General features: G+C 58.9%; 25 protein-coding genes. 15 read left to right on the top strand and 10 right to left on the bottom strand.

Translation table 11 applies throughout. The features are described from left to right. The first annotated feature begins 87 nt into the window (after positions 1-87). The gene (locus AC19YQ_RS12030; protein ID WP_133076336.1) at positions 88-984 is read left to right on the top strand and encodes a LysR family transcriptional regulator; all 897 of its coding nucleotides are present in this window, start codon (positions 88-90) and stop codon (positions 982-984) included. Here AC19YQ_RS12030 and AC19YQ_RS12025 read toward each other — a convergent pair. Continuing rightward, positions 965-1,420 (bottom strand): flavodoxin, encoded by a 456-nt coding sequence (locus AC19YQ_RS12025; protein ID WP_133076337.1) that lies wholly within the window; start codon positions 1,418-1,420, stop codon positions 965-967. The genes AC19YQ_RS12030 and AC19YQ_RS12025 overlap by 20 nt on opposite strands. Before the next feature lie 110 nt (positions 1,421-1,530). Here AC19YQ_RS12025 and AC19YQ_RS12020 point away from each other — a divergent pair, with 110 nt between their 5' ends. Both AC19YQ_RS12020 and AC19YQ_RS12015 read left to right on the top strand, forming a co-directional pair. Beyond that, on the top strand, positions 1,531-1,998 hold the full coding sequence (locus AC19YQ_RS12020; protein WP_326397378.1) for a PAS domain-containing protein: 468 nt from the start codon (positions 1,531-1,533) through the stop codon (positions 1,996-1,998). 58 nt (positions 1,999-2,056) lie between these two features. Further along, positions 2,057-2,662: a hypothetical protein gene (locus AC19YQ_RS12015; RefSeq protein ID WP_133076339.1), complete on the top strand. Its 606-nt coding sequence runs from the start codon at positions 2,057-2,059 to the stop codon at positions 2,660-2,662. 6 nt (positions 2,663-2,668) lie between these two features. On the opposite strand, the gene AC19YQ_RS12010 is transcribed toward AC19YQ_RS12015, so the two are convergent. Then, positions 2,669-3,601 carry a MerR family transcriptional regulator gene (locus AC19YQ_RS12010; RefSeq protein ID WP_133076340.1) on the bottom strand — a complete coding sequence of 311 codons (933 nt, stop codon included), beginning with the start codon at positions 3,599-3,601 and terminating at the stop codon, positions 2,669-2,671. A 261-nt stretch (positions 3,602-3,862) separates the two neighbouring features. Here AC19YQ_RS12010 and AC19YQ_RS12005 point away from each other — a divergent pair, with 261 nt between their 5' ends. The 6 genes from AC19YQ_RS12005 (at position 3,863) to AC19YQ_RS11980 (ending at position 6,848) form a co-directional block, all read left to right on the top strand. Then, on the top strand, positions 3,863-4,432 hold the full coding sequence (locus AC19YQ_RS12005; protein WP_219261673.1) for a putative antibiotic biosynthesis monooxygenase: 570 nt from the start codon (positions 3,863-3,865) through the stop codon (positions 4,430-4,432). 88 nt (positions 4,433-4,520) lie between these two features. Next, positions 4,521-5,231, top strand: a complete 711-nt coding sequence (gene folM / locus AC19YQ_RS12000) for a dihydromonapterin reductase (protein ID WP_326397377.1) — start codon at positions 4,521-4,523, stop codon at positions 5,229-5,231. A gap of 24 nt (positions 5,232-5,255) precedes the next feature. Next, a complete protein-coding gene (gene folE / locus AC19YQ_RS11995) occupies positions 5,256-5,816 on the top strand; it encodes a GTP cyclohydrolase I FolE (protein WP_133076343.1) in 561 nt (186 codons plus the stop codon). After that, positions 5,816-6,202: a dihydroneopterin triphosphate 2'-epimerase gene (folX, locus tag AC19YQ_RS11990; protein ID WP_133076344.1), complete on the top strand. Its 387-nt coding sequence runs from the start codon at positions 5,816-5,818 to the stop codon at positions 6,200-6,202. Before folE ends, folX begins: the two co-directional genes overlap by 1 nt. Before the next feature lie 14 nt (positions 6,203-6,216). Beyond that, positions 6,217-6,510 (top strand): DUF1244 domain-containing protein, encoded by a 294-nt coding sequence (locus AC19YQ_RS11985; protein WP_133076345.1) that lies wholly within the window; start codon positions 6,217-6,219, stop codon positions 6,508-6,510. Continuing rightward, positions 6,507-6,848, top strand: a complete 342-nt coding sequence (locus tag AC19YQ_RS11980; RefSeq protein WP_219261674.1) for a HopJ type III effector protein — start codon at positions 6,507-6,509, stop codon at positions 6,846-6,848. Before AC19YQ_RS11985 ends, AC19YQ_RS11980 begins: the two co-directional genes overlap by 4 nt. A 70-nt stretch (positions 6,849-6,918) precedes the next feature. On the opposite strand, the gene trxB is transcribed toward AC19YQ_RS11980, so the two are convergent. Then, complete coding sequence (gene trxB, locus AC19YQ_RS11975) at positions 6,919-7,881, bottom strand: thioredoxin-disulfide reductase (protein ID WP_133076347.1); 963 nt, start codon at positions 7,879-7,881, stop codon at positions 6,919-6,921. Between the two features lie 310 nt (positions 7,882-8,191). On the opposite strand from trxB, the gene cysZ reads away from it, so the two are divergent. Further along, positions 8,192-8,941: a sulfate transporter CysZ gene (gene cysZ, locus AC19YQ_RS11970; protein ID WP_133076348.1), complete on the top strand. Its 750-nt coding sequence runs from the start codon at positions 8,192-8,194 to the stop codon at positions 8,939-8,941. 64 nt (positions 8,942-9,005) lie between these two features. Beyond that, a complete protein-coding gene (locus AC19YQ_RS11965) occupies positions 9,006-10,196 on the top strand; it encodes a glycosyltransferase family 4 protein (protein WP_257622856.1) in 1,191 nt (396 codons plus the stop codon). Here the strand turns inward: AC19YQ_RS11965 and AC19YQ_RS11960 are convergent. Further along, complete coding sequence (locus AC19YQ_RS11960; RefSeq protein ID WP_500595187.1) at positions 10,193-10,675, bottom strand: glutathione peroxidase; 483 nt, start codon at positions 10,673-10,675, stop codon at positions 10,193-10,195. The two genes, AC19YQ_RS11965 and AC19YQ_RS11960, sit on opposite strands and share 4 nt — an antisense overlap. A gap of 133 nt (positions 10,676-10,808) precedes the next feature. Further along, positions 10,809-11,294: an FKBP-type peptidyl-prolyl cis-trans isomerase gene (locus tag AC19YQ_RS11955; protein ID WP_019824979.1), complete on the bottom strand. Its 486-nt coding sequence runs from the start codon at positions 11,292-11,294 to the stop codon at positions 10,809-10,811. Here AC19YQ_RS11955 and AC19YQ_RS11950 point away from each other — a divergent pair. From AC19YQ_RS11950 to yihG, 3 genes are read left to right on the top strand one after another with little or no spacing between them, the layout of a single operon-like run. Further along, on the top strand, positions 11,263-11,601 hold the full coding sequence (locus tag AC19YQ_RS11950) for a DUF3565 domain-containing protein (protein ID WP_133076351.1): 339 nt from the start codon (positions 11,263-11,265) through the stop codon (positions 11,599-11,601). The two genes, AC19YQ_RS11955 and AC19YQ_RS11950, sit on opposite strands and share 32 nt — an antisense overlap. Positions 11,602-11,660: 59 nt before the next feature. Further along, on the top strand, positions 11,661-13,760 hold the full coding sequence (pta, locus tag AC19YQ_RS11945; protein WP_326397374.1) for a phosphate acetyltransferase: 2,100 nt from the start codon (positions 11,661-11,663) through the stop codon (positions 13,758-13,760). Continuing rightward, on the top strand, positions 13,761-14,666 hold the full coding sequence (yihG, locus tag AC19YQ_RS11940; protein ID WP_326397373.1) for a 1-acylglycerol-3-phosphate O-acyltransferase, YihG family: 906 nt from the start codon (positions 13,761-13,763) through the stop codon (positions 14,664-14,666). Between the two features lie 226 nt (positions 14,667-14,892). Here the strand turns inward: yihG and cysN are convergent, their stop codons facing one another. The 3 genes from cysN to AC19YQ_RS11925 all read right to left on the bottom strand — a co-directional run bounded on the left by cysN (position 14,893) and on the right by AC19YQ_RS11925 (position 18,646). Next, positions 14,893-16,791 (bottom strand): sulfate adenylyltransferase subunit CysN, encoded by a 1,899-nt coding sequence (gene cysN / locus AC19YQ_RS11935; RefSeq protein WP_133076354.1) that lies wholly within the window; start codon positions 16,789-16,791, stop codon positions 14,893-14,895. A 9-nt stretch (positions 16,792-16,800) separates the two neighbouring features. Further along, positions 16,801-17,718 carry a sulfate adenylyltransferase subunit CysD gene (gene cysD, locus AC19YQ_RS11930; protein WP_095028988.1) on the bottom strand — a complete coding sequence of 306 codons (918 nt, stop codon included), beginning with the start codon at positions 17,716-17,718 and terminating at the stop codon, positions 16,801-16,803. A gap of 169 nt (positions 17,719-17,887) precedes the next feature. Next, positions 17,888-18,646, bottom strand: coding sequence for a Nif3-like dinuclear metal center hexameric protein (locus AC19YQ_RS11925; RefSeq protein ID WP_219261677.1), 759 nt, complete (start codon positions 18,644-18,646; stop codon positions 17,888-17,890). A 100-nt stretch (positions 18,647-18,746) separates the two neighbouring features. Here AC19YQ_RS11925 and algW point away from each other — a divergent pair, with 100 nt between their 5' ends. Continuing rightward, a complete protein-coding gene (algW, locus tag AC19YQ_RS11920; protein WP_133076356.1) occupies positions 18,747-19,904 on the top strand; it encodes a Do family serine endopeptidase AlgW in 1,158 nt (385 codons plus the stop codon). Positions 19,905-20,030: 126 nt separating this feature from the next. Here the strand turns inward: algW and hisC are convergent, their stop codons facing one another. Both hisC and hisD read right to left on the bottom strand, forming a co-directional pair. After that, the gene (gene hisC / locus AC19YQ_RS11915; protein ID WP_219261678.1) at positions 20,031-21,086 is read right to left on the bottom strand and encodes a histidinol-phosphate transaminase; all 1,056 of its coding nucleotides are present in this window, start codon (positions 21,084-21,086) and stop codon (positions 20,031-20,033) included. A 2-nt stretch (positions 21,087-21,088) separates the two neighbouring features. Continuing rightward, positions 21,089-22,414, bottom strand: a complete 1,326-nt coding sequence (hisD, locus tag AC19YQ_RS11910; protein ID WP_133076358.1) for a histidinol dehydrogenase — start codon at positions 22,412-22,414, stop codon at positions 21,089-21,091. Positions 22,415-22,470: the final 56 nt, after the last annotated feature.

The following is a 22,470-nucleotide window of genomic DNA, read 5'->3' as shown; positions in this document are numbered from 1 at the left end:
CCTGACAGGCCATCAGTCTAAAGAGCCTGCTACCATCCCGAAAACGAATTGTCAGACTTATAGCCATTCCAAAACGGAATCACGACGATGGAATTCAAACACCTGCGCACCTTTATTGAAGTCGCACGCCTGGGCGGCTTCACCCAGGCCGCCAGCGGCCTGCATATCAGCCAGTCGGCGGTCAGCAAGCAGGTGGCACAGCTCGAGCACAGCCTTGGCACGCCCCTGTTCGATCGCCTGGGCTCACAGGTCAGGCTGACGGCTGCGGGGACGGTGGTGCTACAGCGAGCCGAGGACATGCTGCGTTTGCACAACGAGTTGCTGAGCGAGCTGGACGATTTGAGCCATCTGACCCGGGGCGAGCTGCGAGTAGGCCTGCCATTGCTGGGCAGCAATACGCTGTTTGCCGGGTTATTTGCCGAATACCGGCGACGTTATCCGAATATTCAGGTGCAATTGTTGGAAGAAGGCAGCTTGAATATTGAAAAGGCGGTTTTGAGCGGCGAGCTGGAACTGGGCGGTAGCTTGACGCCGAAGAATCCCGCATTTGCTTATCAGCCCTTTTGTGACGAGCCTCTGGACGTTTTGATCCCGGTAGATCACCCGCTGGCAGAAGGCCCCAGCGTGCGCCTTGAACAATTGGCCGATACTCCTTTTTTGCTCTACCAGCGCAGTTTTGTGCTCAACGATCGCGTGCTCAAGGCCTGCCAGCAAGCGGGCTTTACCCCCATTGAAGGCGGACGCAGTGGGCAGGCGGATTTTTTGGTGGCACTGGTGGCCGCAGGCCAGGGCGTGGTGTTGCTGCCCAGCGTGGTTGCCCGCGGGCTGGTGCGCCCCGGCGTGGTGCGGGTAAAGCTGCTGGCACCGGACTATTTGCGCTGGGATATCGCGTTCATATGGCGCGAAGGCGCGTATTTGTCACGGGCAGCCCAAGCCTGGCTTGAGCTGCTGCGTGAACGCCCGGTTATTGGCTCAGTGCTTTGATCAAGTCTGCAATCCAGGGCTCGGAGTCTTCCTCTGGCGTCACCGTGACACTGGAGTCCAGGCGCAGCATCGGCAGTACTTCGCCCACGCCAAGCTCGGCAAACAGTTCGCGCAGTTGCTCGCCACCGCCACAGAACGTATCGCCGTAGCTCTCGTCACCCAAGGCGATCACGGCACCGGGCAAACCGCGCCAGGCGGCTGGCAGTTGGTCACGAATGGCGCTGTACAACGCCACAAGATTGTCGGGCAGCTCGCCCATGCCCGTGGTCGAGGTCACGGCCAACAAAGCCTCAGGGCCGAACGCCTGGAGATCGGCAAGGGTGGCGCGGGAATTGAGAAACACCTCAAAACCGGCATCAGTGAGCAGTTGCTTGGCATTACGGGCGACTTCTTCAGCAGTGCCGTACACCGAGCCGCAAAGGATGGCGACTTTCATCAATCTGATCCTGTAACTGACTAAAAGGCTGGGATATTAACAGGTGCGACACAGCTCTCGTACCTATGCCTTAAGATGCAGCAATCTGTTCGACTAAAGAGAATTGCACGATGATCAACGCCCGCTTGTTGCAGCGCATGGTAGACGCGTCCCAGGACGGCATTGTGGTGGCCGAACAAGAAGGCGAAGACAACATTCTGATTTATGTTAACGATGCGTTTGAGGCCCTCACCGGCTACAGCCGCGACGACATCCTGTATCAGGACTGCCGTTTTTTGCAGGCTGGCGACCGCGACCAGCGTGGCCTGCAGTTGATCCGCGAAGCCATTGCCAGCGGGCAACCGACTCGCCAGGTGCTGCGCAACTATCGCAAGGACGGCACGCACTTCTGGAATGAGCTGTCGATCACGCCGGTGTTCAACGAGAACGACCAGCTGACCTACTTTATTGGCGTGCAGAAAGATGTCACCCAGCACGTCAAGGCCGAACAGCGTGTCGCGCATCTCGAAGCCCAGCTGGCTGCTGTCCAGGCCGAGTTGCAGGCACTCAAGGCGACGAGCGGATCAAACAAAACGTAAAAAGAGCGGTCTGATAATCGCAATGACGATTTTTCTGACCTTTTTTTGAGCCCCATCCATGTCTCACGATGCCCTTTTGACTCAGGACGAGCTGGATTTCATCCGAACGATTCACCAAAACCCGCTGCTCAATACGCGGGATGCGTCGTCCAGCCTGACGGTCAACGGGATGTCGCAAATCCGTGATCTGCTGACACGCCTGGCGGCCCATGAACAGGTCACCATCCTGGCGCAATTCGCCAACCAGCAAATGAGCTTTCCACTGCGCCTGGTTGAAGACGAGTTCCATGCCCAGCATCTGCAACTCGGAACGCCAAGCATCTTCGAAGACGGGCCCAAATCCCGCCCCTGGCGCCTCACCCTGGCAGAACCAGTCCCCCTGGAAAACATCAGGGGCAAAGCCGGACACCTGTGGGTCACCGAACTTTCGTTCAAAGGGATGCTGGTTGAAATGCGTCACGACAGCGAGCCACCCCGCCAGTTTGCACAGTGGTTCAGCCCAGGCGGCCATGAGCGAATTGCCCTGCGCGGCACCCTTGAACGTAAAACCGAACTGGGCCTTTACGCCTACCAGCTCAGTCAGCGTAACAAGGGCGAGACTGAACGCCTGCGCCAATACATCTTGCAGCAACACCGCCTGACGCACCCAAGCCTGCACGGCTGATCTCGATCAGCTGCCCAGTGTTGCCTTGAGATCAGCGTCCAATCGCTGATTCATCAACCGGGCCTCACTGCCCAGGCAAGCAATGGATGAACCCGCCAGCGCCTCCTGGGCCACGTTCGAACCGGCCCCGGCCAATGACATCGAGCAATTCAAGGTCTGCGCCAGCCGCATCAGCCGGCGGTGGTGCGCCGTCCCCAGGGCATGACTGGCAAACAGTACGACAGCCTGAGGCTCCAGTTTTTCGCAGACCAGTGACAGCTCTTCCAAGGGTTGGCCGATGGCCAAAACCCGGACTACGCGATCATTACGGGTCAACAGCAAGCCCGTCACCAACAGTTCCAGCTCGCGGCACAGCTCGGGCATCGCCACCACCATCACACACTGCCTGGCATCTGCCGCCTGCAACTGCAGGCGATGCTGCACCCGCCCGCGCAAGAATCCATCCAGCATCAGCCATTCGCTGGTTCGGCCAAACACATCCCGAGCTTTTGACAACTGTTGCCACAGGGGCAGGAAGATCCCCTGAAACACCACTTCGACCGGGTAACTAGAGTAAATCTGACCGTAGAGTCGCTCCAGCTCCGACTCATTGAAGGCCGCGAGCGCGCTGCTGATACGGGTTTGCCATTCGCCATACTCGCTGGCCTCGGGCTGCGGATTGTCAGCGGGCTTCGTGTTTGCGAGCAATTGCGCGACTTTGCTGACAGCAACCCCACGCTCAAGCCAGCCCATGATCAGGCGAATTGACTCAATATCGCTCACTGAATACAGCCGATGCCCACTTTCGGTGCGTTTTGGTTCGATCAAACCATAACGCCGCTCCCACGCACGCAGGGTCACCGGGTTGATGCCGGTGAGCCTGGCCACATCCCTGATCGGGTAGAGACCTTGGCAATCATCAGCCTGTGTAATGGGCTCAACTTCAGTAATCACGGACATTGGGCGGGCAACAGTCAGAAAGGGATGACAGGATTCTACCCCTCAATCCAGACGCTGTGGGAGCGGGCTTGCTCGCGATGCAGGCCGAGCTGCCTGCCAGATAAGCGGCGGTGATGCTATTGCGGGCACGCCCGCCCCACAAACGGCGCCGTGAGCATTCAGGAACAATACTTGCTTGTTTTTCATCACTCAGCCCACCACCCCGGCGCTGTGTTTTGTGCCTGCCCTACCCGGGCAGCATTAGCCTCATGGAGATACACAATGTCTACCTCCCCTGTCACGTTGATGGTTGCGCGCCGTGTCGCCAAAGGTCGCTACCAGGAGTTGATTGCCTGGTTGCATGAAGGCGAACAACTGGCCACGGACTTTTCCGGATACCTGGGTTCCGGCGTACTGGCCCCGCCACCGGGCGACGACGAATTTCAAATCATCTTCCGCTTTGCCGACGAAACCACCTTGCATGCCTGGGAGCACTCGGTATCGCGCAAGGCCTGGTTGCTGCGCGGCAGCGATTTGTTTGCCAACCCGTCGGAGCACCGCGTCAGCGGGATCGACGGCTGGTTTGGCGCTGCCGGACAAAGACCACCACGCTGGAAACAAGCCGTTGCCATCTGGCTGGCGTTCTTCCCCGTATCGCTGCTGTTCAATTTTGTGTGCGCGCCCTTATTGAGCGAGCTGAGCCTGTTGCATCGGGTCCTGGTCAGCACCCTGGCCCTGACGCCGCTGATGGTTTATCTATTTATTCCACTGTCCACGCACCTGCTGGCCAACTGGCTGCACAGCTCGCCAGGCAAACCCCTGCGCAGCGCAATCGCAACCCAGCGCAACTAAGCTCGGGCTTGGGCTTTACGTCGCGGACGCTGGTATAGTTTTGCCATTGCGCCGCGACTGTTTCCGGCTTACCTGCTCCGAGTCTGTCATGCCCACTTCTTCTGCTCCGATCCTGATCACGGGTGCCGGCCAGCGCATCGGCCTGTACTGCGCGCAGCAATTGCTGGCAGACGGCTACCCGGTGGTTTTTACCTATCGCAGCGAAAGACCCGGGGTGCAAACCCTGCGTGACCTGGGCGCTGTTGCGTTGTTTGCCGACTTCTCCACCGAAGCTGGCATTCTGGATTTTATCCAGCGACTTAAAGAGCACACCGACTGCTTGCGGGCAATTGTGCATAACGCCTCGGCCTGGCTGGCAGAAACCCCGCAGACAGAAACCGACGCCTTTACGCACATGTTCAGCGTGCACATGCTCGCGCCTTACCTGATCAACCTGCATTGCAGCGAGCTGCTCAAGCGCTCGACCCCGGCGGATATCGTGCATATCAGCGACGATGTGACCCGCAAGGGCAGCAGCAAGCACATTGCCTATTGCGCCACCAAGGCCGGGCTCGACAGCCTGACCCTGTCATTCGCGGCTAAACTGGCCCCGCAGATCAAAGTCAACGGCATCGCCCCGGCCATGCTGTTGTTCAACCCTGACGACGATGCGGCGTACCGCACCAAAGCGCTGGCCAAGTCTGCGCTGGGCATAGAACCCGGCGCCGAGGTGATTTACCAGAGCCTGCGTTATCTGCTGGACAACCCCCATGTGACCGGCACTACCCTGACCGTCAATGGCGGCCGGCATCTAAAATAAGCCGCCCCGCGAGGAAGTATTTTCATGAGCGCATCACTGCCCGGGCATTACCGCGAAATCCTCATCGATATCGGTGAAGACCCTGACCGCGAAGGTTTGCTCGACACCCCCAAGCGCGCAGCCAAAGCCATGCAGTACCTGTGTCATGGCTATGAGCAGAGCCTGGAGACCATCGTCAACGGCGCCCTGTTCGCCTCTGACAGCGACGAAATGGTGATCGTGGCCAATATCGAGCTGTACTCACTGTGCGAGCATCACCTGCTGCCGTTTATCGGCAAGGCCCATGTGGCCTACATCCCGACGGGCAAAGTACTGGGGTTGTCGAAAATCGCCCGCATCGTCGACATGTTTGCCCGTCGCCTGCAAATTCAGGAAAACCTCACCCGTGAAATCGCCGACGCCATTGAAAGCGTGACCCAGGCCGCAGGCGTAGCCGTTGTGATTGAAGCTCAGCACATGTGCATGATGATGCGCGGCGTAGAAAAACAGAATTCGACCATGAACACCTCGGTCATGCTTGGCGCGTTTCGCGAGCCAAGCACCCGCATGGAGTTCTTGCAACTGATTGGACGGAGCAAGTCGTAATGCCACAACTTCAGCCAGGAATGGCCCGTATTCGCGTCAAGGACCTGTGCCTGCGCACCTACATCGGTATCAATGAGGAAGAAATCCTCAACAAGCAGGATGTGTTGATCAACCTCACCATCCTCTATGCCGCGCAAGAGGCGGTGCGCGATAACGACATCGACCACGCGCTCAATTACCGCACCATCACCAAGGCCGTGATCCAGCACGTCGAAGAGAACCGCTTCGCCCTGCTTGAGCGCCTGACCCAGGAGTTGCTGGACCTGGTAATGGCCAATGGCGCGGTACTGTATGCCGAAGTCGAAGTCGACAAGCCGCACGCGCTGCGCTTTGCCGAATCGGTCTCGATTACGCTGGCGGCGAGCCGCCAGGCTGCAACTTCATAACCCCGGTGAACCCCATGACTCCTCAAGAACAGCTTGAACTGGAGGCGGCCGCCTTCCGCCGCCTTGTCGCACATCTGGACAGCCGCAAGGACGTGCAAAACATTGACCTGATGAACCTCTCGGGTTTTTGCCGCAACTGCCTGTCCAAGTGGTACAAGGCTGCCGCTGACGAGCGCCAGATCGACATCAGCCTCGATGACGCCCGTGAAGCGGTGTACGGCATGCCGTATGCCGACTGGAAATCCCAATACCAGAAAGAAGCCAGCGCCGAACAAGCCGCGGCGTTTGCCCAAGGAAAAAAGCAATGACTGATGTGAACACCCTGCGCGCCAGCCTCGACAGCGGCGAACACCTCTTCGCCGACACCCTGGCATTTATCGCAGCGCACTACGATTACCAGCCGCAGGCCTTCAATAACGGCGGCGTGGAAAACGCTGCCGGGCAGAATGAAGGTTCGTGCAAGACCCTGGGCCTGGCGCTGCTGGAAGGTTTGAGTGATCAGCAGGCGCTGTTGGCGTTTGGCGAGCATTACCGTTCGGTGCTTGCCACGCCTGAAGGCACAGACCACAGCAATATCCGTGCGCTGATTGCCCACGGCCTGGCAGGTGTCAAACTCGACGCACAGCCGCTGACCCGCAAGGCGTAAGCCAGCCTCTGCCCCACAGGGCAGACACAAAAAAACCGGCCGAAGCCGGTTTTTTTATTGGGGCGGGCTATCAGAACTGAGCGTTCTGCAGGCCGTCCAGGTAGCGCTCGGTATCCAGCGCGGCCATGCAACCGGCGCCAGCCGAGGTGATGGCTTGACGGTAAACGTGATCAGCCACGTCGCCGGCAGCAAACACGCCTTCGACGCTGGTAGCCGTAGCGTTGCCTTCACGGCCGCCCTGCACAACCATGTAGCCGTCTTTAAGCTCCAGCTGGCCTTCGAACAACGAGGTGTTCGGCGTGTGGCCGATGGCGATGAATACGCCGTCCACTTTCAGCTCGTCAAAGCTGCCATCGTTGTTTTTCAGGCGCGCGCCGGTCACACCCATGTTGTCGCCCAACACTTCGTCCAGGGTCGCGTTCAGCTTGAGTTCGATCTTGCCTTCAGCGACACGGGCGTGCAGTTTGTCGATCAGGATCTTCTCGGCGCGGAAGGTTTCGCGACGGTGAACCAGGGTCACTTTGCTGGCGATGTTGGCCAGGTACAGCGCCTCTTCAACGGCAGTGTTACCACCACCGACCACGGCAACCGGCTTGTTGCGATAGAAGAAACCGTCACAGGTTGCACAGGCGGAAACGCCCTTGCCCATGAACGCTTCTTCGGACGGCAGGCCCAGGTAACGGGCGCTGGCGCCGGTCGCAATGATCAGGGCATCACACGTGAACGTGCCGCTGTCACCTTTCAAGGTAAACGGACGGTTTTTCAGATCCACTTCATTGATGTGGTCGAAAATGATTTCAGTCTCAAAGCGCTCGGCGTGCTCACGCATGCGGTCCATCAGGGCCGGACCGGTCAGGCCGTGAACATCACCTGGCCAGTTGTCGACTTCAGTCGTGGTGGTCAATTGACCGCCAGCCTGCATGCCCGTGATCAGCAGTGGTTTGAGGTTGGCGCGGGCCGCGTAGACCGCGGCGCTGTAACCGGCAGGGCCGGAACCCAGAATAATCACACGCGAATGACGTACTTCAGACATGACTCACTCCTATGACCGCCCGCATTGGAACCGGGTCGGAACGCCGTTTACCGGCTGGAATAAAAAGAAACCGTAAACCTGCCCAGGCCAAGCCTGAAAAACGCAGGTCCTGAAAAATATGGGTGAAGCATATAGAGGCCGCAGAGAGTAAGGAAATACGCATTAACAATCCAGCTCATAGCGGGTCTCTATGTAGTCGAATTCGATTTTAGACGGCTTTGTTACAGTTATTGTCGATAGTGCGACAAGGCTTTCGTCCTACAGATAAAGCCGTTAAGGTCGCCCGGTTTTCCACTGCTCGGAGCACTCTATGCCCGCCCCCGTTCTTTCTGGCCCGCAGTACCTGCGTGAAGGCCTGACGTTGGTTCTCAGCCCTGGCCTGCGCTTGTTCGTGCTGCTGCCGTTGCTGATCAATCTGGTGCTGTTCGTCGGGTTGATTTATTTCGCCGGGCATCAGTTCAGCCTCTGGGTCGATACCCTGATGCCGTCACTGCCAAGCTGGCTCAGCTTCCTCAACTACCTGTTGTGGCCGTTGTTTGTCGTGCTGGTGGCGTTGATGGTGTTTTTCACGTTCACCATGCTGGCCAACATCATTGCGGCGCCGTTCAACGGTTTTCTCTCGGAAAAAGTCGAGGCCGTCGTACGCGGGGTCGATAACTCACCGCCCTTCAGCTGGGGCGAACTGGCTGCGATGGTGCCCCGCACCCTGGCCCGGGAAATGCGCAAGCTGGGCTACTTTCTGCCACGGGCCGTTGCGCTGCTGATCCTGTCGTTCATACCGGTGCTCAACCTGATTGCGGCCCCGTTGTGGCTGCTGTTCGGGGTCTGGATGATGGCCATTCAGTACATCGACTACCCCGCTGATAACCACAAGCTGGGCTGGAACGAGATGCTCGCCTGGTTGCGCGAGAAGCGCTGGCAGAGCATGAGCTTCGGCGGCATCGTCTATCTGGTGCTGCTGATCCCGGTGGTCAATGTGCTGATGATGCCCGCTGCTGTCGCTGGCGCCACCCTGTTCTGGGTGCGCGAGCGGGGCGATGAAGCGCTGGCATCTCGCTAACGACTTCATAAATCCATCATCACCGTGACACACGGGCGTCATGACCCCAGAACACACTGGGGTCATGACCACAGCCCTGCACATCGCCCTGATCACCGAAACCTTCGCGCCTGAAATCAATGGTGTCGCCAATACCCTTGGCCAGCTGTGTGATGGCTTGCGTGCGCGCAATCATCGCGTGGAACTGGTACGCCCGCGCCAGGCCGACGATGGCGGCCAGCGCAGCAACGACGAACTGATGCTGTGCCGGGGCTTGCCGCTACCCGGCTACCCCGGCCTGCAGTGGGGCCTGACATCCACCCATCGCCTGACCAAACGCTGGCGCCAACAACCTCCGGATGTGGTCTACATCGCCACAGAGGGACCGTTGGGCCTGTGTGCATTGCGGGTTGCACGTCGCCTGGGCATTACAGCGGTCACGGGGTTTCACACCAACTTCCAGCAGTATTTGCGTCAACACGGCCTGACCCTGTTCACCCGTGCACTGACGCACTACTTGCGCTGGTTCCATAACCGCTCTGCACTGACCCTGGTCCCCAGCACCAGCCAGCGCGTAGAGCTTGCGCGCAGGCATTTTGAACGACTGGATCTGCTCCCTCGCGGTGTTGACAGCCAGTTGTTCAGCCCGGCAAAACGCCAGGACGCCTTGCGCCAGAGCTGGGGACTCAGGGAAAACGACATTGCGCTGTTACATGTGGGGCGCCTGGCACCGGAAAAAAACCTGGATGCACTCAAGCGCTGTCTTGATGCGCTGCAAGCCCGCTATCCGGCGCGCCGGTTCAAGTTGATCGTGGTGGGTGACGGATCAAAACGTGCGGCCCTGGAAGCCTCATTGCCCGAAGCGATTTTTTGCGGGCAACAGTCAGGACACGCCCTGGCTTGTCACTACGCCTGCGGGGATGTGTTTCTGTTTCCGAGCCTGAGCGAGACATTTGGCAATGTGGTGCTTGAAGCCCAGGCCTCTGGCTTGGGCGTAGTGGCCTATGACGAGGCCGCTGCTGGCCTGCATATCCGCCATGGATACAATGGCGTACTGGCCATGCCGGGGGACGAATACGCCTGGATCGAAGCCGCCTGCTGGCTCCTTGAAGACCCAGAGACCTTACGTACCCTGCGCCTCAATGCCCGACGTCATGCCAGCCGCCAAAGCTGGCCAGGCATTGTCGAGCAGTTCGAAAGCCAGTTGTTGCGAGCTCGACAGGGCTCCATGTGCGAAGCCCCGGAGCCTATTCACGTCGCGGTAAAAAAACCTTAAGCCAGGGATTTTTCAATCGACTGAATCACCGTCGCATCGTCTGGCGCGGTGCGCGGTGAGAATCGCGCCAACACCCGCCCATCTTTGCCGACCAGGAACTTCTCGAAGTTCCAGGTGATTTCCCCCTCAAACTCGGCCCCCTCGCCTGCCAGCAAACGATAGAGCTGATGACGGTCAGGTCCGTTGACCTCAAGCTTGCTGCTCAGAGGAAAACTGACACCGTAGTTGAGGCTGCAAAACGCCTGAATTTGCTCCTCGGTACCCGGCTCTTGCCAGGCGAACTGATTGCATGGCACGCCCAAAACGCTGAAACCCTGGCCCTTGAATTGCTGATACAGGTTTTCCAGCGCTGCGTACTGAGGGGTCAAACCGCACTTGGAGGCCACGTTCACTACCAGCACCACTTTGCCTTTAAAGGTGTCCAGTGGTAGCGGCTTGCCATTCAGCGCGTCTAAGGTAAGTTCGTGAAAAGCACTCATGACGGACTCCAAAATTCCCGTATCCACGTTCAAGCAATCGTCCGACGTACCGATTACCGTAATCTCCCAGGATCAAAAAAGGCGCCCGTAGGCGCCTTCCTGGCTAGTTCACAAGTGAGCGTAGCAGCACTTATCAGTGCTGATGACCGCCTTCACCGTGGACGTGGCCGTGAGCGATTTCTTCTTCGCTTGCATCACGAATTGCAACAACCTTGACCTTGAAGTTCAGACGCTGACCAGCCAGTGGGTGGTTGCCATCAACGGTCACATCGTCGCCGTCCAGATCACGGATGGTCACGATCTGCATTTGGCCGTCCGGCGCCGAAGCGTGGAACTGCATGCCAACTTCCAGTTGGTCAACGCCTTCGAACATGCTGGCGCTCAAGGTGCTTACCAGCTCGGCGGAGTATTCGCCGTAAGCGTCTTCAGGTTCAACGCTAACGTCCAGCTCGTCACCAACAGCCTTACCGATCAGAGCCTTTTCCAGACCCGGAATGATGTTACCTGCACCTTGCAGGTAGACCAGCGGCGCGCCGCCGGCAGAGCTGTCGATGACCTCACCAGCGTCATTGGTCAGGGTATAGTCGATGGAGACAGCCTTATTGGCGGCGATCGTCATGGGGCGAGACCTTTTGCAAAAAAATAATGAGTTCGCAAGTTTAACCAAGCAATCGCCCGAAAGCGAACACAACAAAGACCAACGGATAATTTTGAAAACTTCAACGATCATTGGCTGGCGTCAGGATGAAGAGCAGCACTGGGTTGTCGTGCTCTCCTGTGGCCACACCCAGCACCAGCGTCACCAACCGCCCTGGCAATCAAGACCCTGGGTGCTTGACCCTGAGCAGCGCCAGGCAAAAATAGGCCAGCCCTTTGACTGTGGCTGGTGTGCTCAAGACGCGGATAGCGCTAATCTTGGCAATTGATTCAGGCACAAGCCCGGTTAAAGGGTGTTGCCCTTGCACTGCCACGTCAGGAAGCTCGCATGCAAACTTTCTTTATCGCTCCCACCGACTTTGGTGTGGGTCTGACCTCTATTAGCCTGGGCCTGGTTCGCACCCTGGAGCGCGCCGGGTTGAAAGTCGGGTTTTTCAAGCCCATTGCCCAGCCGCATCCGGGTGACTTCGGCCCTGAACGTTCCACCGAGCTGATCGCCCGCACCCACGGCCTCAAGCCGCCGACACCACTGGGTCTGGCCCATGTCGAACGCATGCTCGGTGACGGCCAGCTGGATGAGCTGCTCGAAGAGATCATCAACCTCTATCAACAGGCTGCCATCGGCAAGGACGTACTGATCGTAGAAGGCATGGTGCCCACCCGTACCGCCAGCTACGCGGCTCGGGTCAACTTGCACCTGGCCAAGAGCCTGGATGCCGAAGTGATTCTGGTCTCGGCCCCTGAAAACGAAGTGCTGACCGAGCTTTCCGGACGGGTGGAGTTACAGGCGCAGCTGTTTGGCGGGCCCAAGGACCCTAAAGTACTCGGTGTGATCCTCAACAAGGTACGCACCGACGAAAGCATGGAAGCCTTCTCGGCACGCCTCAAAGAGCATTCCCCATTGCTGCGCAGTGGTGATTTCAAGCTGCTGGGCTGCATTCCGTATCAACCCGAACTCAACGCCCCGCGCACCCGCGATGTAGCCGAACTGCTCGGCGCCCAGGTGCTCAATGCCGGGGACTATGAAACCCGGCGCATGTCGAAAATCATCCTGTGCGCCCGCACGGTACTCAACACCCTGCAACTGCTCAAACCGGGCGTGCTGGTCGTCACCCCCGGCGATCGCGACGACATCATCCTGGCCGTCAGCCTGGCCGCGATGAATGGCGTTCCGCTGGCGGGCCTGCTGCTGACCAGCGACACCCAGCCCGATCCGCGCCTGATGGAGCTTTGCCGGGGTGCGTTGCAGGCCGGGCTGCCAGTGCTGTCGGTGAGCACGGGGTCCTACGACACCGCCAACCGCCTCAATGGCCTGAACAAGGAAATCCCGATCGATGACCGCGAACGTGCGGAAATCATCACCGACTTTGTTGCCAGCCATCTGGACGCCCACTGGCTGCATCAACGCTGCGGCACGCCACGGGAAATGCGCCTGACCCCTGCCGTCTTCCGCTATCAACTGATCCAGCGCGCCCAGCAGGCCAACAAGCGCATCGTTTTGCCCGAAGGCAGCGAGCCCCTGACCGTACAGGCGGCAGCTATTTGTCAGGCTCGCGGCATCGCCCGCTGCGTATTGCTGGCCAAGCCCGAAGAAGTCCACGCGGTCGCCAAGGCCCACGGTTTCGAACTGCCCGAGGGTCTGGAAATTCTCGACCCGGACCTGATTCGCGCCCGGTACGTCGAACCGATGGTGGCCCTGCGCAAGACCAAGAGCATCAACGCGCCGATGGCCGAGCAGCAGCTGGAAGACCCGGTGGTGATTGGCACCATGATGCTGGCACTGGACGAGGTCGACGGGCTGGTTTCAGGGGTTATCCACTCCACCGCCAACACCATTCGGCCTGCCCTGCAGTTGATCAAGACGGCACCGGGCTGCACGCTGGTATCGTCGGTGTTCTTCATGCTGTTCCCCGAGCAGGTGCTGGTGTACGGCGACTGCGTGATGAACCCGCACCCGAGCGCCTCTGAACTGGCGGAAATCGCCCTGCAAAGCGCCGACTCTGCCGCGGCGTTCGGCATCACCCCGCGGGTGGCCATGATCAGCTATTCCAGCGGCGAATCGGCCAGCGGTGAAGAGGTCGAAAAAGTCCGCGAAGCCACCTTGCTGGCCCACGAAGCCCAGCACTCACTGCTGATCGACGGCCCGCTGCAATACGATGCCGCCGCGAACGAGGTAGTTGCCAAGCAACTGGCCCCCAACAGCCAGGTGGCAGGCCGAGCCACCGTTTTTGTGTTCCCGGACCTGAACACCGGCAATACGACTCACAAAGCCGTGCAACGCAGCGCCGATTGCGTCAGCCTCGGGCCAATGCTGCAAGGCCTGCGCAAGCCGGTGAACGATCTGCCACGCGGCGCTCAAGTGGACGATATCGTCTACACCATCGCCCTCACGGCCATTCAAGCCGCCAACCGACCTATGGATATTTAAATGTTGGACTTCTTGCCTGCACCGCTACGCGGCGTCATTGCTTCGCTGCTGCTGGCGATCAACACCATCGTGTGTTGCACGCCGCTGTTCATCGTCGCGATTTTCAAGCTGTGTCTGCCCTTTGCGGCAGCTCAACGGGTGACCGATGAATTGATGCGCCGTATCCACGAAGCCTGGATCGCCAACAACAATCGCTGGATGGACTTGCTGCGCAAGACCCGCTGGCATATCAAGGGCCTTGAGGGGCTGGACTATGAGCACTCGTATCTGGTGACCAGCAACCACCAGAGCTGGGTCGACATCATGGTGCTGCAATACGTGCTCAACAAACGCATCCGGCCGCTCAAATTCTTCCTCAAGCAGGAGCTGATCTGGGTGCCGGTCATTGGCCTGGCGTGGTGGGCGCTGGGCTTTCCGTTCATGAAACGCTACTCCAAGGCCTACCTGGCCAAGCACCCGGAGAAAAAAGGCGCGGATCTGGCGACCACACGTAAAACCTGCGCCAAGTTCAAAAACCAGTCCGTGGGGATCTTCAACTTCGTCGAGGGCACGCGCTTTACAGAAGCCAAGCACGCGCAGCAGAACTCGCCGTTCCGCTACCTGCTCAAGCCCAAGGCCGGAGGCATCGCCTTTGTGCTGGATGCAATGGGCGAACAGTTGCAGTCCATCATCAACGTGACCATCCACTATCCGGGCGGGCGTCCAGGGTATTGGGACTTGCTGTGCGGCAATGTGAAAGACGTGGTGGTGGTGTTTGAAGAGCTGCATATCCCGGCTGAGTTTCTGGGTAAAAACTACGATCAGGACCCCGAGTACCGGCTGGCATTCCAAGGCTGGATCAACCAGTTATGGGAAGACAAGGACCGGCTGCTGGAGGAGTTGCATCACGAGTTTCCCAACACCTGACGATTCAACCCTGTAGTCGCTGCCGAGGTACGAAGGCTGCGATAGGGATCGAAGAGCCCGTACAACCTCAGTCCCGAATGGATCTGAAACACCGGGGTGGCTTATTTACGACGGCTTCGCCGCCGATCGCAGCCTTCGTACCTCGTCAGCGGCTACAGGTAGTGGATAACCGCACCCAATAAAAAGCCCGCCACCGATCTCTCGGTGGCGGGCTTTTTAGTGCGGCTTAAATCGCGCCGCGTTGGCGCAACAGGTCGAGCACCAGTTTGACGCTCTCTTCCAGGGACAGCGATTGCGTGTCGACCACAAGGTCGGCATTCAACGGCACGTCATACGGGAAGGATTCACCCGGGATGTTGTCACCACCCGCTGCATACAGCCCTTGCGGGTCACGCTCGGCGCACACGGCCGGGGATGCCTGAACATAAACGGTCACCAGACGGTCGCTGCCAATCAGCGCCTTGGCCTGTTCACGGCCTTCAGCGTCCGGGGCCACGAAGGCGGCCAGTGTCAGCAGACCGGCTTCGTTGAACTGGCGCGCCACGTGAGCAGCACGACGCCAGTTTTCAGTACGTCCGGCACGGTCCTGTGGCAGACCCTTGTTCAGGTCATGGCGCAGGTTCTGGCCATCCAGCACGAATACCGCACGTCCCATATCGAACAACTTGCGTTCAACCGCATAGGCCAAGGTGCTTTTGCCGGCACCCGACAGCCCGCTGAACAACACGGTGGCCGGTTGCTGGCCAAAACGCTGGGCACGCTCTTCAACAGCCACATGGGCCAGTTTGCCGTGATGGGTTGCGCTGCCATGACTCAACGGCTGGGCAACGATCATGCCTGCACCCACGGTGCCGTTGGTCAGGCGGTCGATGATGATGAACGAGCCGGTCGTGCGGTTGCTGTCATAACCATCCAGCGCAATCGGCGCGTCGAGGCTGATTTTGACCTTGCCGATTTCGTTCAGCTGCAAAGCACTGGCCGGACCTTCTTCCAGGGTGTTCACATCGACTTTGTTGACGATGCTGGCAACCGAACCCGGTACGTAGCTGGTAGCGCGCTTGATGTCGTACTTCTTGCCCGGCAACATCGGCTCTTCAGCCATCCACACCAGCATGGCTTCGAAGTTGTCAGTCACCAGCGGCACGTTGTCGGCATGCACCAACAAATCGCCACGGGAGATGTCGATCTCGTCTTCCATGGTCAGGGTAACTGCCTGACCGGGGCCTGCGTGCTCCAGTTCACCTTCAAAAGTGACGATGGATTTGACGCGGCTGCTCTTGCCCGACGGCAACACGACGATTTCATCGCCCTTGTGCACGATGCCGCTGGCCAGGGTGCCGGCAAAACCACGGAAGTTGAGGTTCGGACGGTTCACGTACTGCACCGGGAAGCGCAGGTCAGTGAGGTTGCGGTCGGCCGCCACTTCCACGGTTTCAAGGATTTCCATCAGCGACTGGCCGGTGTACCACGGCGAGCGCTCGGACTTGTTCACCACGTTGTCGCCTTTAAGGGCAGACATCGGCACAAAGTGCAGGCTGGTCGGCTTGAGCTTCAAGCCCTCGGCAAACTTCAGGTAGTCGGCCTTGATCGACTCGAACACACCTTCATCAAAACCCTTGAGGTCCATCTTGTTGATGGCCACGACGATATGCTTGATGCCCAGCAACGAGGCAATGAAGCTGTGGCGACGGGTCTGGGTCTGCACGCCGTAACGGGCATCGACCAGAATGATCGCCAGGTCACAGGTGGACGCACCGGTGGCCATGTTGCGGGTGTACTGCTCATGGCCTGGGGTGTCGGCAATGATGAATTTGCGCTTGGCGGTAGAGAAATAGCGATACGCCACGTCAATGGTGATGCCCTGCTCGCGCTCGGCTTGCAGACCGTCAACCAGCAGTGCCAGGTCGATATCGTCGCCCGTGGTGCCACTTTTTTTCGAGTCGCGGGTAATGGCTTCCAGATGGTCTTCGTAGATCATCTTGGAGTCGTGCAGCAGGCGCCCGATCAGGGTGCTCTTGCCGTCGTCGACGTTGCCGCAGGTCAGGAAGCGCAACATCTCTTTGCGCTCGTGCTGGCCCAGGTAGGCGAGGATGTCCTCGCTGATCAAATCAGATACATGCGACATGACAACCCCTTAGAAATAACCTTGACGTTTTTTATCTTCCATTGAGCCTGCGCCATCGTGATCGATGACTCGGCCCTGGCGCTCGGAAGTTCGCGTCAGGAGCATTTCCTGGATGATGTCGGTCAGGGTTTCAGCCTCTGACTCCACCGCGCCGGTCAGCGGGTAGCATCCCAGAGTACGGAAGCGGACCTTTTTCTTGACGATGCGAGCCTTGTCTTCGTCAGACAGGTGCTCAAGGATACGGTCGTCGTCGATCATGATCAGCGTGCCGTTCTTCTCGATGACGTCGCGCTCGGCCGCAAAGTACAGCGGCACAATCGGGATGCCCTCAAGGTAGATGTACTGCCAGATGTCCAGCTCGGTCCAGTTCGACAACGGGAACACACGAATGGATTCGCCCTTGTTGACGTTGCCGTTGTAGACGTTCCACAACTCGGGGCGCTGGTTTTTCGGATCCCAGCGGTGCTTGCTGTCACGGAAGGAATAGACGCGCTCTTTGGCACGGGATTTTTCTTCGTCGCGACGGGCACCACCAAAGGCGGCATCGAAGCCGTATTTGTCCAGAGCCTGCTTCAGGCCCTCGGTTTTCATGATGTCGGTGTGCTTGGCACTGCCGTGGGTGAAGGGGTTGATCCCTTGAGCCACGCCGTCAGGGTTGACGTGAGTGATCAGGTCCAGGCCCAGCTCGGCAACCATCTTGTCGCGAAAGCTGTACATCTCCTGGAATTTCCACTGGGTGTCGACATGCATCACCGGAAACGGCAGCTTGCCAGGGAAAAACGCCTTGCGTGCAAGGTGCAGCATCACGGCGGAATCTTTACCGATCGAGTACAGCATCACCGGGTTATCGAACTCGGCGGCCACCTCGCGGATGATGTGGATGCTTTCCGCCTCCAGCTGTTTCAGGTGCGTCAGTTTGTCGACCATGGCTACTCACGAAAGCTATCTTATGAACGGCCTGCGGGCCGTGTTCGAGGGTCGAATGCTAGCACAGCATCCGCTTCTATAGATGACCCCAACTAGATCGAAACGGTCTAAGAATAGACCCCGGAGTTTGGGCGATTACTCCATGTGGGAGCGGGCTGGATTCCAATAATCAGATCGGATTCGGGCAATCGATAAACAGGTGTTCCAAAGCAAAGCGCCGCGCCAGGTAGTCACCCAATGCCTGCACGCCATAGCGTTCGGTAGCATGGTGCCCCGCGGCAATGAAGCTGATGTCGTTTTCCCGGGCACTATGGAAAGTCTGCTCCGAAGCTTCGCCACTCAGGTACAGATCAACGCCCGCCAGCACCGCCTGATCGATATAGCCTTGCCCGCCACCGGTACACCAACCCACGCGGCGGATCATTTCACTGCCTTCAATCAGCAGCGGCTCGCGCCCAAGCGCCTCTTGAACACGGCGTGCAAAATCACGGGCGGTCACAGGCTCGGCCAGAGAGCCCACCAACCCCACCACTTTCGAATTGCCAGGATCAAGCGGGCCTTCGACGGTGATGTCCAGCTGCCGCGCCAATTGCACGTTGTTGCCCACCTCGGGATGCAGGTCCAGTGGCAAGTGATAGGCCAGCAGGCTGATGTCGTGCTTGAGCAGCGTCTTGAGGCGACGTTGCTTCATCCCGGTCACGCAGGGATCTTCACCCTTCCAGAAGTAACCATGATGCACCAGCACCAGATCGGCCTGGGCCTCGACTGCAGCATCCAGCAGTGCCTGGCTGGCGGTCACGCCACTGACGATGCGCATCACCTGGGGGCGACCTTCGACCTGCAGGCCATTGGGGCAGTAATCATTGATGGTGGCGCAATTGAGGTAACGATTTGCTTCTTCTACCAGCGTGCTCAGGGCGACAGCCATAAAAGACTCCTAAATATAGCGTTCAGAGCCGGGCGGCCCTCGTATAATGGCGCCATTATGGGCCGTCAGAATGGCTCTGCAACCTTCAGGACTGAGTTCAATGTTTAAGGCTTTGCGTTTTTTTGGCTGGCCATTGCTGGCTGGCGTGCTTATCGCTTTGCTGATTATTCAGCGTTACCCGCAATGGGTTGGACTGCCGAGCCTGGACGTCAATCTGCAACAAGCCCCGCAAACCAGTTACATGCAGCAAGGACCGGTGACCTATGCCGACGCGGTAGTGCGTGCCGCGCCTGCCGTAGCCAACCTGTACACCACCAAAGTGGTGAACAAAAACGCCAGGCCCTTGTTCGAGGACCCGCAGTTCCGGCATTTTTTCGGCAACAACGAGCCCAAGCAAAAACGTATGGAGTCCAGCCTGGGTTCGGCGGTTCTGATGAGTCCCGAAGGCTATTTGCTGACCAATAACCACGTGGTCGCAGGGGCCGACCAGATTGTGGTGGCGCTGAAGGACGGTCGTGAAACACACGCCAGGGTCATTGGCAGCGACCCGGAAACTGATCTCGCGGTGCTGAAGATCGACCTCAAGAATCTGCCGGCAATCACCATCGGCCGCTCGGACACCTTGCGTATCGGTGATATCGCCCTGGCGATTGGCAACCCGTTCGGCGTGGGTCAAACCACCACAATGGGCATCATCAGTGCCACAGGCCGCAACCAGTTGGGCCTGAACAACTACGAAGACTTTATCCAGACCGATGCCGCGATCAACCCGGGCAACTCGGGCGGCGCACTGGTAGATGCCAACGGCAACCTGACCGGCATTAACACCGCGATTTTTTCCAAGTCAGGCGGTTCGCAAGGCATCGGCTTCGCGATCCCGATCAATCTGGCGATGGAGGTCATGAAGTCGATTATCGAGCACGGCCAGGTCATTCGCGGCTGGCTGGGGATTGAGGTTCAACCCTTGACCCAGGAACTGGCCGAGTCGTTTGGTCTCAGTGGACGTCCTGGAATTGTTGTCGCGGGCATTTTCCGTGGGGGTCCGGCGCAAAAAGCCGGTCTTGAACTGGGAGACGTGATTCTGAGCATCGATGGCGAGCCTGCCAGCGATGGGCGCCGCTCAATGAATCAGGTGGCGCGGATCAAGCCTTCGGACAAGATCACGATCCAGGTCATGCGTAACGGCAAAGAGCTTAAGCTCACCGCCGAGGTGGGCCTGCGACCGCCACAGGAACAGCCGCCGCAGCAGGAAGAATAAGTAACGCGCCCTCACCACCTGATGTGGGAGCGGGCTTGCTCGCGATGGTATCGCCGCGGTTTGCCTGAACTACCGCGGCGCCTGCATCGCGAGCAAGCCCGCTCCCACAAGAGCCGCGGTCAACCTCTATTCGATATCCGACAACCCTTCAATCAACGCCGCATTCTGCTCCGGCGTACCGATGCTGATGCGCAAGAACTGGGCAATGCGCAATTGCTTGAAGTGGCGCACGATCACGCCCTGCCCCCGCAACTTGGCCGCCAGCGCCGCCGCATCGTGTTCCGGATGACGGGCAAAGATAAAGTTCGCCGCCGACGGCAGCACTTCAAAACCCAGTGCCTGCAACTGCCCTACCACGTGTTCGCGACTGTCGATTACCTGCTTGCAGGTGTGCTCGAAGTATTCACGGTCGGCAAACGCAGCCGCAGCGCCCGCAATGGCGATACGGTCCAGCGGGTAGGAGTTGAAACTGTTCTTGATCCGTTCCAGCGCTTCGATCAGATCCGGGTGGCCCACTGCCAACCCGACCCGCAAGCCGGCCAGGGAGCGCGATTTGGACAGGGTCTGAGTCACCAGCAGGTTCGGGTAGCGATCCACCAGGCTGATGGCCGTCTCGCCACCAAAGTCGATGTACGCTTCATCCACGACAACCACTGAATCAGAGCTGGCCTTGAGGATCTGCTCGATGGCCTCCAGCGCCAAAAGACAGCCGGTCGGGGCATTCGGGTTCGGGAAGATGATCCCGCCATTAGGCCTGGCATAGTCCGCAGGCTGGATCTGGAACTGCTCATCCAGAGGCACGGCGTCAAATTCGATGCCGTACAAACCGCAGTAAACCGGATAGAAGCTGTAGCTGATATCCGGGAACAGCAGCGGCTTGTCGTGCTGGAACAGGCCATTGAATACATGGGCCAGGACTTCGTCCGAACCGTTGCCCAGAAACACCTGGGCAGTCTGTACACCGTAGTACTCGGCCACCGCCTGCTTGAGCAGGTCGCTGTTCGGGTCAGGGTACAAACGCAGGTTGTCGTTGATCTCGGCCTGCATCGCCGCCAGGGCCTTGGGCGAAGGCCCATAAGGGTTTTCGTTGGTGTTGAGCTTGACCAGCTTGGTCAGCTTCGGCTGCTCACCCGGCACGTAAGGCACCAGATCCTTGACGAATGGACTCCAGAATTTGCTCATGTTTATTGCCCCTTGTCGTCGGCGATGATGCGGTATTCGGCACTGCGGGCGTGACCGGTCAGCGACTCACCACGGGCGAGAATCGATGCGGTCTTGCCCAGGTCGGAAGCACCCTGCTCGGAGCAGAAGATGATCGAGGAGCGCTTCTGGAAGTCATACACCCCCAGCGGCGACGAAAAACGTGCCGTGCCGGAAGTTGGCAATACGTGGTTGGGGCCCGCGCAGTAATCACCCAGGGCTTCAGACGTGTGTCGGCCCATGAAGATCGCGCCAGCGTGACGGATCTGCGGCAGCCAGGCTTGCGGGTCAGCCACCGACAACTCCAGGTGCTCCGGAGCAATGCGATTGGCAACGTCGATGGCTTGCTGCATGTCATTCACCAGAATCAGTGCGCCACGGCCATTGATCGACGTTTCGATGATGTCGGCCCGCTCCATGGTCGGCAACAACTTGGCAATGCTCGCCGCGACCTTGTCGAGGAACTCGGCGTCGGGGCTGACCAGAATCGCCTGTGCGTCTTCATCGTGCTCGGCCTGGGAAAACAGGTCCATGGCAATCCAGTCCGGATCGGTCAGGCCATCGCACACCACCAGAATTTCCGAAGGGCCGGCGATCATGTCGATGCCCACCTGACCGAACACGTGGCGCTTGGCGGTGGCGACATAGATGTTGCCCGGGCCGACCACTTTGTCGACTTTCGGAACGCTTTCTGTGCCGTAGGCCAGTGCCGCAACGGCCTGTGCACCGCCGATGGTGAACACTCGGTCAACGCCCGCAATGCAGGCGGCAGCCAGCACCAGCTCATTGATTTCACCACGAGGGGTCGGCACCACCATGACCACTTCGGTAACGCCTGCGACCTTGGCCGGAATGGCGTTCATCAACACCGATGACGGGTAAGAGGCTTTGCCGCCCGGTACATACAAGCCTGCACGGTCCAGTGGCGTGACTTTCTGGCCCAGCACCGTGCCGTCGGCTTCGGTGTAGCTCCAGGAGTCCTGCTTCTGTTTTTCGTGATAGCTGCGCACACGCTGTGCGGCTTTTTCCAGCGCTTCACGTTGCGGCGCGGTGATACGGGTCAGGGCCAGCTCCAGGCGCTCGCGGGGCAGGATCAAGTCGGCCATCGAGTTGACGCTCAGCCCGTCAAAGCGCTGGGTGAACTCAACCAGTGCAGCATCGCCACGCTCACGCACGGCTTTGATGATGTCGAGCACACGCTGGTTGACCGAGTCGTCAGACACACTTTCCCAGCTCAGCAGATGATCCAGATGCTGCGCGAAATCCGGGTCAGCAGCGTTGAGTCGGCGAATTGCAGTGGGAGCGGTCATAGCGAGGGCCTCGGTATTGGGCGAATGCTTAGAATGAATGATGTTACACAGTGAAG

The sequence above is a fragment of the Pseudomonas sp. MF06569 genome, from assembly GCF_059862735.1.
The sequence above is the reverse complement of the archived record's forward strand: the minus strand, read 5'-3'. Positions and strand labels throughout refer to the sequence as shown.